The 15,877-nt window shown below is 50.0% G+C and carries 13 protein-coding genes; 5 read left to right on the top strand and 8 right to left on the bottom strand.

Annotated features, from left to right (window positions below; translation table 11 throughout):
- From H6G21_RS25015 to H6G21_RS25005, 3 genes are all read right to left on the bottom strand, one after another.
- Positions 1-142 (bottom strand): DUF2887 domain-containing protein (locus H6G21_RS25015; protein WP_190577275.1); only part of this gene is annotated, 142 nt, incomplete at its 3' end.
- Between the two features lie 229 nt (positions 143-371).
- Positions 372-2,711: a GUN4 domain-containing protein gene (locus H6G21_RS25010; RefSeq protein WP_190577321.1), complete on the bottom strand. Its 2,340-nt coding sequence runs from the start codon at positions 2,709-2,711 to the stop codon at positions 372-374.
- A gap of 38 nt (positions 2,712-2,749) precedes the next feature.
- Complete coding sequence (locus H6G21_RS25005) at positions 2,750-3,184, bottom strand: STAS/SEC14 domain-containing protein (protein ID WP_242042048.1); 435 nt, start codon at positions 3,182-3,184, stop codon at positions 2,750-2,752.
- Positions 3,185-3,528: 344 nt separating this feature from the next.
- On the opposite strand from H6G21_RS25005, the gene H6G21_RS25000 reads away from it, so the two are divergent.
- Positions 3,529-3,747, top strand: a complete 219-nt coding sequence (locus tag H6G21_RS25000; protein ID WP_190577318.1) for a hypothetical protein — start codon at positions 3,529-3,531, stop codon at positions 3,745-3,747.
- A gap of 217 nt (positions 3,748-3,964) precedes the next feature.
- Here H6G21_RS25000 and H6G21_RS24995 read toward each other — a convergent pair whose 3' ends face one another.
- The 4 genes from H6G21_RS24995 to htpG form a co-directional block, all read right to left on the bottom strand.
- Entirely contained in the window at positions 3,965-5,182 is a 1,218-nt protein-coding gene (locus H6G21_RS24995; protein WP_190577315.1) for a DUF4336 domain-containing protein, read from the bottom strand.
- Between the two features lie 60 nt (positions 5,183-5,242).
- Entirely contained in the window at positions 5,243-5,938 is a 696-nt protein-coding gene (fabG, locus tag H6G21_RS24990) for a 3-oxoacyl-ACP reductase FabG (protein ID WP_190577323.1), read from the bottom strand.
- A gap of 116 nt (positions 5,939-6,054) precedes the next feature.
- A complete protein-coding gene (locus tag H6G21_RS24985; RefSeq protein WP_190577313.1) occupies positions 6,055-6,390 on the bottom strand; it encodes a DUF3493 domain-containing protein in 336 nt (111 codons plus the stop codon).
- A gap of 249 nt (positions 6,391-6,639) precedes the next feature.
- Positions 6,640-8,634: a molecular chaperone HtpG gene (htpG, locus tag H6G21_RS24980; RefSeq protein ID WP_190577311.1), complete on the bottom strand. Its 1,995-nt coding sequence runs from the start codon at positions 8,632-8,634 to the stop codon at positions 6,640-6,642.
- Positions 8,635-9,274: 640 nt separating this feature from the next.
- Here htpG and H6G21_RS24975 point away from each other — a divergent pair.
- Together H6G21_RS24975 and surE are read left to right on the top strand one after the other, a co-directional pair.
- The gene (locus H6G21_RS24975; RefSeq protein WP_190577308.1) at positions 9,275-9,985 is read left to right on the top strand and encodes a PTPA-CTERM sorting domain-containing protein; all 711 of its coding nucleotides are present in this window, start codon (positions 9,275-9,277) and stop codon (positions 9,983-9,985) included.
- Positions 9,986-10,233: 248 nt separating this feature from the next.
- Positions 10,234-10,908 carry a 5'/3'-nucleotidase SurE gene (surE, locus tag H6G21_RS24970; protein ID WP_190577306.1) on the top strand — a complete coding sequence of 225 codons (675 nt, stop codon included), beginning with the start codon at positions 10,234-10,236 and terminating at the stop codon, positions 10,906-10,908.
- A 122-nt stretch (positions 10,909-11,030) separates the two neighbouring features.
- On the opposite strand, the gene H6G21_RS24965 is transcribed toward surE, so the two are convergent.
- Positions 11,031-13,529 (bottom strand): ATP-binding protein, encoded by a 2,499-nt coding sequence (locus H6G21_RS24965; protein WP_190577304.1) that lies wholly within the window; start codon positions 13,527-13,529, stop codon positions 11,031-11,033.
- Between the two features lie 366 nt (positions 13,530-13,895).
- On the opposite strand from H6G21_RS24965, the gene H6G21_RS24960 reads away from it, so the two are divergent.
- Both H6G21_RS24960 and H6G21_RS24955 read left to right on the top strand, forming a co-directional pair.
- Positions 13,896-14,957 carry a D-alanine--D-alanine ligase family protein gene (locus H6G21_RS24960; protein WP_190577302.1) on the top strand — a complete coding sequence of 354 codons (1,062 nt, stop codon included), beginning with the start codon at positions 13,896-13,898 and terminating at the stop codon, positions 14,955-14,957.
- A gap of 221 nt (positions 14,958-15,178) precedes the next feature.
- Complete coding sequence (locus H6G21_RS24955; protein WP_190577300.1) at positions 15,179-15,649, top strand: hypothetical protein; 471 nt, start codon at positions 15,179-15,181, stop codon at positions 15,647-15,649.
- Positions 15,650-15,877 lie beyond the last annotated feature (228 nt).

Here is a 15,877-nt window from a genome sequence, read left to right as displayed (position 1 = left end):
CATCGATTTCAAATTTGGGTTCTTTGACAGCGACGGATTCAAAGCGATATTGATCCGCAGAGGCGGGGACTTGGTCTAACAGTTCAAACAACAGGGTGGGAGATTGTTTGAATAATGCATAGAAAATTGAATCGCGTCGCATGGAAATGACTCATCACACAGAGTACTTTTATTATTCGCTACAACGGCGATCGGGTAGATCCGATTCTCCAACTCATGCTGATGGGCAGTACCTCGTAGGCGCGATCGACGAGCTTTCCTAAAATTTCTAAAAACCAGGAAGCGGAATGAGTTAAGTGATGGCTAGGTTGACGCGAAGAACCCCGGTTTTGAGCAGAGAACGTCGCTATAGCTACGAAAAATTGGTGGGACTAGGGCTGGCTCGTGCTACAGTTCACAAGTCTCTGCGCGAGAGAAGAGACACCACCCCCTACACACCCGCCCCACCCCCCGCCAGCCCGCACAGAAACCCCCCGCCACAGCAGAGCAGGTAATTCTCCTTCAGGAGAATTTAGGGGATTTTTCTTTAGGTGTGAGTAATTCAACCAGTCGCTTTTCTTGCGCCAGCCAACGCGATCGCCAAAATCCTCCCACTCTTCACTGTAATCCATTGGGCTACCGCATTCTTGCCAAATTTGCTTCTGCACAGAGAATCCGAACTTGCCCTTGCTATAATCTACCCACAGCTTATCGATGGCGAGTAGCGCTTCACAGGAAAAGTTTTGCAGGTCTTCAACCTCGAACCATTGCCCTTCTTCCTTGCCCACAGAGGGATCCGTAATCATCAGCCGATAGGTTTCCTGATCCGCAGCTTCCCACTCGCCCGCCTTCAGTAGTTCCTCCAGCTTGGCATAACGTGCTGCTTGAATCTCGAGAGATATATGAGATGTAACACCTATCCTTAAGCTTATAGGTTCCAAAACTTTCCCATCTGAGCTTTGTAGCTTCTGCCTAATTTCTGCATCTACTTGCTTCCGAGTTTCTTGCAAACAGATGTAGGCAAGATCTGTTGCACCTCGTTTCAACATTTCTCGCAGTAATGTACTCGGATTTTTGACTAACCCTGCATACAGCAAAATCGTGGGTTTCCACCAGCCATCCTCAAAGTGCTCATAAAGCAATGACTCTTGATGCTGTCGCAAGATCTCAGCCGCAGCGAGATACTCCTGAAAACTTAAATGGGCAAACTCGTATTCTTCGGGTTCTCGTTCCACCAGTAATTCGCTAATCTGCACGACATCCTTCAGAAATGCTGCTGCACTTACGATTTCATTTTGCGTCTGCAAGTGTTGTGATAAATGCTCTAGGACTTCTGCCTCTGAAATGCGTTCTTGCTTAGCAAGCATCATCTCCAAGGCAACCATCTGCAAAATCGTCATTGCTTCACATTCCCACAGCAACGTTTCTAGCTTTCGGGCTTTGGGGCGATCGCGCAGTTGCAACTGACAAATTTCTCGATAGAGTTCTACCCGTCTCTGGGGTAAATCGGCTCCGGGATAGCGGCGATGGAACGTCACAATCATATTGAGCAGCAAAGGATTTTTCGCCAATGCTTGCAGTTCCGATCGGGCTTCAATCTGGGCTAGCAGGTCTGAGGCAGCTTCCTGGGCTTGTTTCTTCACATCAGGGGTATCCCGACCTCCATTGGCATAGCGCTCCTGACACCAATACCAGCGCTCCACAAACTGCCGCCGCTGATCAGCATTAAAATCCCGAATCCAAATCTGGGCAGACATCTCTAGGCGATCGGCTGCATCCTGCTCCTGATAGGCTTTCGGGCGAGAAGTCACAAGAAACACAGATTTCCCATATTGCCGCATTTGCTGATTGAGCCAGCGAATCACCTGCGATCGTTGCTCCTTAGGTACCTCATCCAACCCATCCAGCATCACCACAGCCCTACCCTGCTGCAAAATCTCCTTCGCCCAATTCGCAGGCAAGCCCAAATCCTCCTCCACTCCCGGCAAACTTGGAATATGCTGCTGCGTGATTAAATCCGGTAAATTGGGAGGCTTTTCCTGGTTCAATAAATCCCGATATTTGCGCAAAATCAACAGGACTGGAATGCGCCGATCTCCCTGATAGTCAGCTTTACGGTTATTTCCATAGCAATAGGCAATGTGTTTTAAGAGCGTCGTTTTCCCATAGCCCCCCCACGCTAAAATCGCCATCTGACGAAACGCAGGTTGTTTTTTACTGCGTTCTAGCAAATCCCAAATCTGCAACACGCCTTCCCGCTGTAGGACAAATTGCTCACAGGCTGCTGGGGAAAATCCCGCTTGCATTCCTGTCGGAGACAACTCCAACGGAACAAACACCTCCTCTAGCAAAGGGGTAAATAACCCATCAAAGTTACCGACTCCATCTGATCTATAAGCTTGACAATCTATGGCTTGACACCTGAGGTATTTGCCTTCAAATTGTGGAGCTAATAGTACCTTACTAATAAGTCCCTCAACTTTGGATATTGCCCAATCCAGCAATTGATCTAATTTTGGAGCCAGCTTCTTGCCAATCTTGATCGCAATCAAAATCCCAACGGCTCCTGCCCAACACCATCCCGCCTCAACCCACTGCCCTTCTTTTGCCTTCGTAATGCCCACAAAGCTCAATGCCCCAGGCACGCCAAACGTGACCAGCTTGGTGTCCAGTAACTCAAACACCTTCTCGATCGTGGTAGGCAAATATTTCGAGGATTCTTCTTCCGGCATAGGGCAGCAAATTCTTCGATCGACGCTTTTCCCCTAGTCTACCGATCCCACCCCGACGGTTCCAGAATTTCCCCGATCGACCTGTCTTGAATTCCCAGCGCTTCCATAATTTCTGAAACAGAGACTTGGCGGAGTTGAGCCAAACTCGCTAGGGCTGCCAACCGTTGCGCAGCGAAGTCTTCAATTTGGCAACTGAGTTGAATCAACGTTTGATATTCCGCCTCAGTCAACGTTTCAGCCTCCCGCTTAACCCGTAGCGCTTGATATTGGGCACGCAGTTCCGCCGGAAGGGGCTGATTGATTTGATCCAGTAAATGCGCTTCCTCCGCAGGCAAAACATGGGCCTTGCGCTGGGTTCGCAACGTAATCACCTGTTGCAGCAACTTATCTAGATCCGTTTCATCCAGTTGATGGGCAGCTTTGATTAATTCATCGAGGCTCATTGTCCGCAAGCCACAAGACGTTAGCCCCATTATAGTCCGTCCCCAACGGCCTTTTCTGGCCCTCAACGCCCGATCGATATTACAAACTATCTCTGTACGGTTGACAGCGTTGGACTTTCTTCGTACTGTTGTTTCTCATAGCTGATCACAGCCGTGTTAAACAGCCCGATTGATCATCAGCTAGACCCCAAAAATTAAGGCGCTGCCCCAGTTGCTTGCAACAACGTAAGGCAGCTAAACCCCGAAGCTGGTAGAAGCAGCTAGGCGGTCTGACACGGATTGTAACATTCGATCGGGCCACCCTACTTGTCCTGCGCAAAGGGTGGCTTTAATTTTTGGGATTTCCTCCCACCCCTACACCTAGGAGAAATCCCATGTTTATTGGCTTTGACAATTCCGATCGCGTAAGCGATGCGGAACGCAAACCGTTGCAATTTTATTTACTCGGCACTCGCGAAGAAGTCCAGTCAGCAATTAACCAGTTACACGTTCTGCGATTTAGCGATCGTGTACGTTGGAGTCCCCCCATTCCCGTCCTCGGTTCCGACTGGAAATACATCAGCATGATGGAACGCGAACAGGCGACGGAGTAAGGGCGATCGATCTGTTTTCCCGAGGAGGGCAGATCCCCCCTAGCCCCCCTTAAAAAAGGGGGAACCGGAAATGTAAATAAGAGGAAATTGTGTAGATAAGAATTCGTGAATTTGTTCAAAGTCCCCCTTTTTAAGGGGGATTTAGGGGGATCGAACCCACGCGATCGACGTTACGATGAATACTTCGATCGACATTATATTCAACACTGTCGTGATTCTAAACCTTCTCCTTCGCCGCAGGCGTAATATTCCGTTGGCGTAAACCCGACTCAATCTCATACAACAACTGAAAATCCTGACTCGGCAACGGATACATATAGGGATGGGCAGGCTGCTTCTCCAAAAACGAAAACGCCTGACGAAACTCCGCCGGAGTCGCTGCGATCGGCGCATCCAAATGACAAGGAATAATCCGTTGGAAATTCCACTGCGCCACCCGATCGGCCCAAGCGATCGTCTGCTGCGGTTCCCGGTTCAAAATCAACTGCTGCAAAATCGGAGCCACAAACAACCGCCCATTACCCCGCAAAATCTCAAACGATCGCTCCCAATCCGGCTTCCAACAAAACGGATACAACCCAAAATACGCCTTACGCGATCGATCGGGCGCATTTTTCGCCGCCTGCCACGCCTCCCCAAAACTGGGAATCTCCAACGCACTCGGTCGAAAATAAAACGAAAACAACGCAATCCGCTTCCAACCCTTCAGCCGTAGCTCCGGCGTATCCCGCAGCGCATCCAATGGCAAATCCCGCCCATGGAACAACAACGGATAGGGATCCACTTGCAGAATCGCTGGCGGTATCGCTGGCACCGACTGAATTGAATCCGTCACCAATAACGTCTGAGATGACCTGTGGAAAAACGCCACCTCCGCAAACGGCCCCAACCCTAAATTAATCGGCCCCAACATCGCATAATCAAACTCCCGACCAAAGGGAGCCTGACGACTGTCTTCCGGTAGCACCTGCGTCCGCCCGATCGGTAACCCCAACCAGGACAGCGGCAAATTCACCGGAAAACTCCACTGATGCGGCGCAACAAACACCTGCGCTGTGGGAAACCGCCGCGCAAACGGCCCCACAAACACCTTATGCTCCAACCCCGACACCGTCGGCAAAATGATGTACTTCACCTCCCCGTGGGCCTGCACCAGTTCCGCCATCAGCCGCAAACATTCCCCCGTCGGAGCCACCGGCGCATAGACCAACAACCCGCCCGCCTCCAACTTGACCACCGTCATCCGAATCGGCGTCACGACATAAAAAATGCCCTGCAACTGGTCAAACGTCCACATCCGTCCCGGAATCACCTCCGTCCGCAGCGTCGGGCGTTTGCCGTAGGGATACAGCGGCACCGTAAACCAAAAATTCCACGATCGATCGGCGTTTCCGCTGTGGGGAGAAAGCGTTGAGGATTGCCGTCCCTGGGTCATGGCTGTTGTCCACCGTCCAAACTGGTATCAGATCTAGCTTGCCAGATCTAGGTTGCTAGTCTAAATATTGCCATAGACCGGGATCACTGCGCCGCGCAAGTCCTGCGCCGCCTCCGAAGCCAGGAAACAAATCACCTGCGCTAGGGACTCCGGCTTCACCCACTGGCCCGCGTTGGCCTCGCCCATGGCCGATCGATTGGCTGGCGTATCAATCACACTGGGCAACACCACATTGGCCGTAATATTCTGCCCCTTCGTCTCATCGGCGATCGCCTGGGTCAGCGCCACCACCCCCGCCTTCGATGCGCAGTAGCCCGCCAACTGTCCCCCCGGTTGCACGGCCCCCCGCGATCCGATCGTCACAATGCGGCCATAGCCCGTCTCCAGCATTTTCCGCAGGCTATGTTTACAGAGCAAAAACGTTGTGTTCAGGTTCAGATCAAAATCCTGCTTCCACTGCTCAAAGCTGTATTCGTGGGTCTTGCCCATGGAAAAGCCCCCCACCAGTTGAATCAGACCATCCACCCGCCCCATTTCATTGACCAACGTCTCCACCGATCGCTCATCCCGTAGGTCGGCACAGGCAAAGCGGATCCTGGCAAAATCTGCCGGAGCAATCTTTTGACGCAGGCGATCGAGATCCCGCTCATTCATGTAGGGAATTGTCACCTCCGCACCCTGGGCCAGAACCACCGGCGTGACGCCCAACCCTAGGCCCCCGGTTCCCCCGGCCAAAAGCACCTGTTTACCGCTCAAGGAATGACCATGCATAGGATTGACCTTTACTAGGGTGACTGCTACTGGGGTAACTGTTGCTGGCAGTAATGCTGCTGGGGTGACTGCTCATCCAACGGCTTGCTACAAGCTCAGGGTTAAGACGATTGTCGTTGGCGTTCCCGTTTGCGAATCGCCGCGATCGCCTTGTCCTTCGATCGTTGTTCCCAGCGCCACAACGTTACCATCAACGCCACCACCCCCGCCTGCAATGCCAAATTCGGCAATGCCGTTTCAATCTCGCGCCCTGCCATAAACTGCGCCAGGAAAAAAATACCCCCCACAAAGCCCGACGCCCCAAAGGCCAGATAAATAAACTGCCGCAGCCCGCGATAGGGTGCAGTGGCTTCTGCCCGCAGATAGGCGTATTTTTCCGGGTCAGATTTGCGCAGGGGAACGGGTTGGGGAGCCTCGGGCGGTTGCGGTTCAGACATGCTAAGACCAAGCTAGGGGTTCGTTACTAGGGTTCGTTACTGGGGTTTGTTACTGGGGTTCGTTACGATCTCGTATCACTATCTTAGACCGAGGGAAGCCCTCCACCGTGGAACACCTCGCCGGGACGCGATTGAAAAGCCGGGACGCCCTACCCAATCAAAAACCGGGCATGACTCAGCACACCCGGCTTCAAACTTGTTGAGTTTATGTTGGGGAAAAATTAACTCGTGGGAATTAATTCGTGAAAACTAGCCAGCCGCCCGATCGGTCAACTGAGTCAACACCTGGTTCGATCGCTCTACAAAGGACTTCATGCCATCGGCGTCAAACCCCTTTTGGGCCATCAGCGCCAAATCGTAGATGTGGTGGCAAATCATATTCGCCAAATCCCCAGAGGGAGAAGCTACGCCTTCCAAAGACCCTTGGCTGAGATTCGCAAGGTTCTGGATGAGCGGGTGCGACGTATTCAGCAACAGAATGTGCTCTTCGGGAAATTGCGCCTGTTGCTGCTGCATCATCGCCATCATTTCCTGCAAACGCCGCTGTTCCTCGGGGAGCAACACCATGGCAGGTGGTGCAGTGGCCGGATCGTCCGCTTTGATGGACTCGGTGCGGATCGTGATCTTCGGTCGGTTCAACGCCCCCGTGAACAGATCCTTAATGCGATCGCTCAACGTTTTGTTGGTCGCCGGATCAACAATTTCGGAATTGTCCTTTTCAATCAACGACTCATCCAAATCGGAATCCACCCGCGAGAACTTCACCTCAGAATATTCCCGCTCCAGGAAGGTGGCAAAGTGGCTATCGATGAAGGAATCCAAGAACAGGACTTCGATGCCCCGGCTCTTGTAGAGGTTGACGTAGGTGGCTTGAGACACTTCATCGGTGCAGTAGAACACGCGATTTTCGTGTTTTGCCTGGTTGCGCTCCAGATAGTCCTTCAGCGTGGTGTAGGTTTTGCCGTCGATCGTATTCGTGACAGCTTCCTCCTTCCAGACATCCCCATCCGCCGTTTCCACTTCCACCTTGGGGGCTTCAGCGGCGGGTTGCTGCCAAGTCGTGCGGAAGATTACGATGTCTTCCACTTGCTTTTTGAACTTGTCGTCGTTCATGGAGCCGAACTTGACGAAGGTGCCCAAATCCTGCCAGGAGCGGATATAGGCCGATCGATCGTCGCGGTACAGTTCCTTCAAGCGATCTCCGACTTTCTTGGCAATGTAATCGCCGATTTTCTTGACCGTGCGATCGGCCTGCAAAAAGCTGCGGGAGACATTGAGCGGAATATCCGTACTGTCAATCACACCCCGCAACGGGAGCAGGAAGCGAGGAATCACTTCTTCGCAATTATCGGAAACAAAAACTTGATTGCAGAAGAGCTTAACGGAACTCTTGGTAATATCAACGTCGGGTTTGAGTTTCGGGAAATACAGAATCCCGTTAACCACGAAGGGATAGTCGGTATTCAAATGCACCCACAGCAGGGGATCTTCTTGGAAAGGATAGAGGTAACGGTAGAACTCTAAATACTCCTCTTGGCTGAGGTTGCTGGGCGACTCTTTCCAAGGAGCTTTTTGTTTGTTGACCTGTTCCGGTTCCTTGGTCGCTTCGCCATCCACGATCGTCAGTTTGATCGGGTAGGGCATGAAGTCGCAGTAGGTTTTGACCAAGTTACGAATGCGGTACTCTTCCAGGTATTCCGCTTCTTCGTCCTGGAGGGTGAGGGTGACGGTGGTGCCGCGCGTTGTGCGTTCCGAGTTCGACAGTTCAAAGCTGGTGGAGCCATCGCAGGACCAATGAACTGCTTGGGCATCGGGTTTATAGGAGAGGGTATCCAGTTCCACCTTCGAGGCCACCATGAAGGAGGAGTAGAACCCAAGCCCGAAGTGACCAATAATTTGCTCGTCGCTGTTGGCCTTATATTTTTCGACAAACTCTTCCGCGCTAGAGAAGGCGACTTGGTTAATGTATTTCTTAACCTCCTCAGCGGTCATCCCGATCCCCGTATCGCTGACGGCCAAGGTCTTCGCTGTTTTGTTCAGGGTGATGGTGATTTCCATCTCGCCCGGTTCGCCGTTCAGTTCCCCCGATCGGGCCACCATACTGAGCTTTTTCATGGCATCTACGGCGTTGGAGATCAGTTCCCGTAGGAAGATCTCGTGATCCGAGTAGAGCCATTTCTTAATAATCGGAAAAATATTCTCGGTATGGATCGAAATATTGCCTTGTTCCAGAATGGTGCTCATAGAAACCCCTGGATTTGCCCATCGTTACACAACAACACCCAATATTTTGGGCGATCGTGGCTCAACAATCGCCCTACTCCTAAGGACGGATTACCCTACATGCCAATGGGTGTCCCTGCCTAGGCCGATCGACTACGTTGTTTCAGTGAAATTACGGAAGCTTGCAAGTCAGCAGCGGCGCGAACTTCATAGAAGCTTTAGACAAATATCCTTTGAGAAAATGTATCTTGGGACACTGAACCTAGGTCGCATAGGCGATCCAGAGCGATCGGGGCTGAGTGTCAAGTTTAAGGTTAGGATAAACTTTTTTGGTTGCCGAATGATTTCATCTATGCCCCGTGATAGATTCTGACTATCGAAATTCGGTGTTGCTACCAAGCTCAATCAGGGCGTTGTGAGCCTCCTGTAAAGCTGACTTGCGCTGTATAGTGACTGGAAAAAAGTAACTAGGTAATATTGATTCACGCTATACAGCTATACACAACCCTACTCAATGCAATCTAGTTAGTTGGATGATTTGTGAATTCTGAGGACGTGCTTAATTAGTTTTCAAAATTGAGTCTGTAGAAAGCGTCATACTCAGGTTCTTCGTCAGTTCAGGTGCTTCTGCCAGTTGTAATCATTTGGAGAACAATTGGCTATGAATAAAGTTAAATTATTTTTTGCAACTGCTGTTTTAAGTGGTTTGGCAGTTGTCGGTGCTGGACAGGCTTCTCACGCTGCGACATTAGGTGGATATGCTTTTGAACCAGCTCCTGGCTCGCCCAATGCAACGGGTGTTGCTCCTGGTCTAACGTTTAGCCCATTTGAGTATGTGGGGGATGGAACGACTAACTATCCTGTGGGATATGACCCAAGTAATCCTCCCCAGAACAACGGAGGCAAGTCCTTCTCAGCAGATAGTTTTTCGCCTGACAGCACGATCGATATCAATAATCCAAATGCAGATGACTACTTCAAATTTAGTATTGCTGCTGATCCAGGATATACCTTCAATTTGACTGCTTTGAACTTTGTGGCTCAACCTAATGGAAATGCTGCGCCAACCACTATTCAAATTCGGTCTAGTTTGGATAACTTTGCTTCGACCTTGTTTGATGGTGCCCTTGGGCCTAAGAATGAGTGGACGCCGTTCAATATCCCATTGGCCTTGCAGAATCTGACGGCAATCACTTTCCGTTTTTATCCTTATGGGGAAAACACCAATAATGGTGCCAAGAACTTGGACATTGACAATGTTGGGGTGCAAGGTGAAGCTATCCCAACACCTGCACTGCTTCCTGGCATGATTGGTTTGGGGATGGGGCTACTGCGTAAGCGCAAACAGCAAGGGGAAGAAGTAGCTGTATAGACAACGGAATCGCTAGATTTCTAGTTGGGTATGAAAATGGCTACTGGTTGATTGCAAGTTGGTGACAATACGCTCAGTGTTGCAGGATGTATCCGTAGGGGTATATCCTGCAACTCCTATTGAGCCTAGGCTTTGGGCTACTGTAGAAGGACTATGCAGGCAATTTACGGCAGTTATTGACGCCAGTATATTGACGCCAGTCATGCCTTGCACTCGCATCTACTCCATCTACCCCGATCGATTGACCTATGATTGTGTTAACGAATGATGACGGCATTGACGCTCCTGGCATTCAAGCCCTCCTGCAAGCCCTCGACGGGCACGCTGCGATCGTTGCGCCCATGGTGCAGCAGTCCGGTTGTGGCCACCAAGTCACCACCGATCGGCCCATCCGTGTAGAACAGCGCGGCGACCATGCCTGGGCTGTGGATGGTACCCCTGCCGACTGTACCCGCATTGCCCTCACCCAACTCTATCCCCAGACCAAGTGGGTGCTTTCAGGCATTAACGCGGGGGGCAATATGGGCTCGGATGTCTACGTTTCAGGCACCGTAGCAGCCGTCCGTGAAGCCGCCCTCCATCGCGTTGGGGGCATTGCCATTTCCCACTATCGCAACCGCAAACGCCCCTACAACTGGGAAAAAGCTAGCCAATGGACAAAGCAATTAGTGACTAAATTAATGGCTCAACCGATCGAACTCGGTTCCTTTTGGAATATCAATCTCCCCCACCTCGAACCCACTGCTGCTGATCCAGACATGATTCTCTGCAAGCCCTGCACCCAACCTTTGCCTGTGGGATTTCGCGTCGAGGGTGATCATTATGTCTATCACGGAGAATACAGTGCCCGACGGCGCGATACGGGGTCAGATGTCGATGTTTGTCTTTCTGGTCATATCGCGATCGTGCAATTGAGGGTTTAACTGAGAGTTTAACTGTGGGTTTAACTGTGGGTTTAACTGTGGTTTAAAGACAGCTCCATCAGCTGCGTTCAGGGGTGGCTGGGATTTGGCAGAGCAAATCCTTATGTATCAACAGGGAACACCTAATTCGATGCTTCCCCTGATGATGTCACTGTAGCTGGCAGCGAACCAGAATCAATAATCGGATCAATTAAAGAAATAGTGTTTTGATTGGCCAATTCTGTTTCTAATGGATTATTTGTAACATCGAGTTCTAAGTTGCGGCTCAATTGTGTCAGTGTAACCGTAAAGGTTGTTGCTCCGGGTTGACTACTGACTGCTATGGTTCCGTAATGTTTATCCAATAACTTTTTGACAATGCTCAACCCTAAGCCACTGCCCTCTCCCTGCTGCTTAGTGGTAAAAAAGGGCTCAAAAATATGCGGCATAATTTCTGGATCAATGCCTGAGCCATTATCAGTAATACTCACTTGAACCGTATCCGTTACAGTCTGAATTGCAATTTGCAGTAATCCCTTATAGTCCATTGCTTGTAAGGCATTATGAATTAAATTCATCCAAATTTGCTGCAAATCTTCAGACAAGCCCTGAATTTTGGGTACATCTGGGTCATAGTGCCGTTCGATTGTCACCCCGCGTTTGGTCAAGTTCTGATACAACGTCAATGCCCCTTCCACATTCTCCACGAGATCAATTGCGATCGGGCTGCCCGTAGGATTCTGGTGCGCATAGGATCGGAGGGCAAGTACTACTTTGCTGGCTGCATCAGTAGCCTGGGTAATGGTTTGTACGCTGCGTTGCGAACTGGCTAGATTATAAACTGTACTTAAAATTTCACTACTCTGCTGTGTTTGTAAAAGTCCCTGAAAACTTTGAAGATTCGCGTAAATCCCCAATTCCACTAACGTATCTGCAACACTTTCCGGATCATCAATATTTTGGGCTTCCAGTTGCTCCACCAATTTGCGGCGGAACTGTCGTTTTTCGCGGCTAGATAATCGTGATACCTGCACGATCGAATCTAAAGACTCATGTAACAACGCAAAAAAAGCATCCTGCTGATCAGGGGTTAAAGTTTTGAGAAACTGCGGTAATTCTTCCAATTCCTCCGTCAGGCAGGTGGAAATATTGTGAATCGACGATCGAATGGCCCCCAGGGGGGTATTCATTTCGTGCGCCACCGAAGCCACTAACTGCCCCAACGCCACTAATTTTTCCGACTGTACAATATGGTTCTGGGCTGTCTGCAAGTCATACAGCGTCTGTTCCAATTCCGTATTGGTCTGTTGCAAATCAGCAGTTCTTTGCGCCACGCGCTCCTCTAGGGATTGGGCATAGGCTTCTAGCTCCTGTCTTGCTGACTGTAAACCTTGCCGCATCTGCTCAAAGGAATCCGCCAGAATAGTTATTTCTTTACTACTAGGTTTGAGGGAAAGCGGTTGGCTCATGTTCCCCTCTGCGATCGCTTGGCTTGCACGAGTGAGCTTTGATAACGGTCGAGTCAGCCATTTCGCCATCCAGAAACTGTTCACGATCGCCGCTGCTAAAGCAAGACCACATAGAATAGCAGTTATGCGATTATTCTCATGAATTTGCCCCATTAACGCCGATTGCGGAGTTGTTACCACAATCAGCCAATTCAACCCCAAGGGATCCTTCCAAGGTGTCACCCGAACTAATTGCTGATCTCCAAGATCGTTAAAATTTAACTCCTGGGACTGTTGTAATTGATTGAGATCTGGAAATTGATGCTGTAAGTGGGCTACGGTTGCTTGAACATGGCGATCGTGGGACTCCGTAGCATTTAAGCGAATCGCTTTTCCTTCACGGAATTGATAGACCGGTTGTTGATTGGAGCTTGCAACCAGCTTTCCATCCCGCTCGATAATAAAAATTTTGCTGGAATCGGTATTCGGTAAATTTTGCAAAAACTGGCTAATTTGCGTCACGATCAAATCAATGCTGAGCACTCCCATCAACGTTTGGTTGCGATCGAACACAGGGGTATTGGCTGTGATTGACATGACTTCGGGCTTATCCTGCCACTGAAAAATAGAGCTCCAAATGGGTTTTCTAGCGGCTACTGTTTCAGTATACCAAGGCTCTGATTGAGGATTCCAGGGTTTACTCTCCAATAGTTTTGAACGTTTTCCTGTTTGATCTGCTTGGTAAATATAAAGTGTCTTAGGCTTTTTCTCAGGATTAACTTCGTTAATTAAAAGTTGACCATTATCTAAGCGTTCAATTCCGATGAATTTTCCATTCACACTGGCATAGGAGAGATAGCCAATATCAAATACTTGCATCTGTTGCCAGAAATACTGCTCAACCTTGTTGACCTGTTTCGGATCTAAAAGATTGAGGTCAATTGCTCGTTTGTCGATTTGGTTGATTTTGTGGGGAAGGCTGAGGTATTGATCAAGATGTTCATCAACTTGATTGCTAATGCTGATATGCAACTTGGAAGATAACTCACTAACGGATCGCTGACTGTTCCGAAACGATAAAAACCAGACTAACCCCACAAAAGTTAAAATTTGCAGAACAAAGGACAGAGCCAATACACTGCGTAGAGAAGGAACCAATTTCCAGGATTTTTGGTAGGGATTGAGCGTTTTCATAGTGACATCATTGCAAACCGGCACCAAGCAATCCAATTTTTACCCGGTAGTATGAAACTACTCAGGGTTGAAACTACTCAGGGTTGAATCATTCGGGATGAGATCATTCAGTGTTGGACTGCTTAGGGTCTTGAACCGCTTAGGGTCTTGAACCGCTTAGGGTCTTGAACTGCTTAGGTTGAACCACTTGATATGACACCACTATACGAGAACTCACTCAGGAAAGATATAGACTCAATAGAGCGTTCGTATTGAGAATATAATGGCCTATCTCTCATTCTTACCCAAGGGACTGATGGAGCAAGAGAGATTGATGGGTTTCTGCTATACTCTCTGGCTATCCAACCAGACCAAGGGGAGTGGGCCATGGGTAAATTGAAAGTAGGACTGTTGTTTGGCGGACGTTCTGGGGAACATGAGGTTTCCATTATCTCCGCAGGCGCAATTTATCGGGGACTAACGACTGGCGAGAATCTCGATCGCTACGAGGTGCTTCTGTTCTACATCCAAAAGGATGGTGTCTGGCAGACAGGAACGGTGGCCCAGCAGGTCTTGACCGATCGGCAGCCTGTGGAAACCGAGGAGACCGCACCAAAATCCAGGCTTTGGCAATTTCCAACCCAGGCCAGCGATGTGGATCTCTGGTTTCCCATTCTGCATGGCCCCAATGGTGAAGATGGCACGATTCAGGGGCTCTTGCAATTGATGCAAGTTCCCTATGTTGGTTCAGGGGTGTTGGCTTCAGCGGTGGGCATGGATAAGATTGCCATGAAGATGGCCTTTGCTGAAGTGGGACTGCCCCAGGTGAAGTATATGGCCGTGACCCGATCGCAAGTTTTTTCCGATCCCTGCCGTTTCCCCAAGCTGTGTGATGAGATTGAAGCCCACCTTGGCTATCCCTGTTTTGTCAAACCAGCCAATTTAGGGTCTTCTGTCGGAATTTCCAAATGTCGCACTCGATCGGAATTGGAAAAGGCTTTGGATAGCGCGGCTAGCTATGATCGGCGCATTATTGTGGAAGCGGGAGTCGTGGCACGGGAAGTGGAATGCGCGGTGCTGGGCAACGAGAATCCCAAAGCGTCAGTGGTGGGTGAGGTTACCTTTGAGAGTGACTTCTATGACTACGAAACGAAATATACCGAAGGCCGATCGCAGATTCACATTCCCGCCAACTTACCCGCTGACGTGGTGGTACAAATTCAAGAGCGGGCGATTCAGGCATTTCAAGCGATCGACTGTGCAGGACTCACCCGTGTAGATTTCTTCTATGTCGAAGCGACGGGCGAAATTCTGATTAACGAAGTCAATACCTTGCCCGGTTTCACGGCAATGAGTATGTATCCCCAGCTCTGGGCCGCCACGGGGGTGGAGTTTCCAGAATTAGTCCATCAGTTGGTGCAACTGGCGTTGGAGCGTAGTCCTTCCTAGTTATTGCTAGTCCTTTCTAGTCCTTCCTGGTGGTTCGGGGAGTGGGAACGGCGATCGGGCCTCTGCCATCTGCACGCTGAGCCATGGGCGCTCCACTCCCCCAGTTTTACCGCAAATATTTACGGATCCTAAAGATAATTCGTGCAAGCGAGATATCTTTCATTAGTATTGGGACTAGGGCTGAGATATTTGAGCCAAGGACTGAGTCAAGAGGATCCGAAATGCGATCACGTCAGGTAAAAAGTGCATTATCGGCAAAAAAACAGCAGCGACAAGCTCGCTGGGAACGGGCACTACTCAAAATCAATCGCACCTTGGGAAAGGCCCACCACCACTGGTTTTTGAGGCTCTTTTTCCCTAGTCTTTGGCTGAGGCGTTTGCAACGTCCTGCGGGAATTCGAATTTTTCTGTTGCTCTTGTTAGCTTGGTTGATGACATTGCTGCTGATTTGGGGGGCAACCCGCGAAATCCTCAGCCTCGGGCACGAAATCCTTCCCTCGCGCAACCTGCCCCAAACAATGGCTCAACGCGATCATCAGAATTTTTTGCATTTGATTGGAGCCATTGGCCTAGGCTGTGTGGGCCTTTCCTTTCTAATCACCCCCAGCTTGCGCCACAGTCCCACTGCACTTCGATCGAGTGATGGCGCGATCGAAACGCCGAATCCCTCGGACATCGCTCGTCCTGAATAACTCACCGGGTCTGTTTGTTTTGATGACCCAGGTTGCGATGACCCAGGTTGCGATGACCCAGGTTTCTATCGCGCAGCGGTTCTAAGCCGCTAATCTTGGACCCCACATTCCGCAGGTTTCAAACGAGGAGGTAGTACTTCTGGCAAGCAGCCCCTAGGAAGCGGAGAATGTGCAGACGTTCCTCGGTTAAGTTGACCACTTGAGCCAAGTTGCCAATCCAGACCAGAT

The sequence above is a fragment of the Alkalinema sp. FACHB-956 genome, assembly GCF_014697025.1.
Classification (GTDB): domain Bacteria; phylum Cyanobacteriota; class Cyanobacteriia; order Leptolyngbyales; family Leptolyngbyaceae; genus Alkalinema.
Note: the sequence above shows the minus strand (reverse complement) of the source record. Positions and strands in the feature narration are given on the sequence as shown.

Coding starts and splice junctions, on each gene's coding strand:
- H6G21_RS24995 (WP_190577315.1), bottom strand. CDS start 5,182: ATGACCCAGGGACGGCAATCCTCAACGCTTTCTCCCCACAGCGGAAAC.
- H6G21_RS24955 (WP_190577300.1), top strand. CDS start 15,179: ATGCGATCACGTCAGGTAAAAAGTGCATTATCGGCAAAAAAACAGCAG.
- surE (WP_190577306.1), top strand. CDS start 10,234: ATGATTGTGTTAACGAATGATGACGGCATTGACGCTCCTGGCATTCAA.
- H6G21_RS24985 (WP_190577313.1), bottom strand. CDS start 6,390: ATGTCTGAACCGCAACCGCCCGAGGCTCCCCAACCCGTTCCCCTGCGC.
- H6G21_RS25005 (WP_242042048.1), bottom strand. CDS start 3,184: ATGGGGCTAACGTCTTGTGGCTTGCGGACAATGAGCCTCGATGAATTA.
- H6G21_RS24975 (WP_190577308.1), top strand. CDS start 9,275: ATGAATAAAGTTAAATTATTTTTTGCAACTGCTGTTTTAAGTGGTTTG.
- H6G21_RS24960 (WP_190577302.1), top strand. CDS start 13,896: ATGGGTAAATTGAAAGTAGGACTGTTGTTTGGCGGACGTTCTGGGGAA.
- H6G21_RS24965 (WP_190577304.1), bottom strand. CDS start 13,529: ATGAAAACGCTCAATCCCTACCAAAAATCCTGGAAATTGGTTCCTTCT.
- htpG (WP_190577311.1), bottom strand. CDS start 8,634: ATGAGCACCATTCTGGAACAAGGCAATATTTCGATCCATACCGAGAAT.
- H6G21_RS25010 (WP_190577321.1), bottom strand. CDS start 2,711: ATGCCGGAAGAAGAATCCTCGAAATATTTGCCTACCACGATCGAGAAG.
- H6G21_RS25000 (WP_190577318.1), top strand. CDS start 3,529: ATGTTTATTGGCTTTGACAATTCCGATCGCGTAAGCGATGCGGAACGC.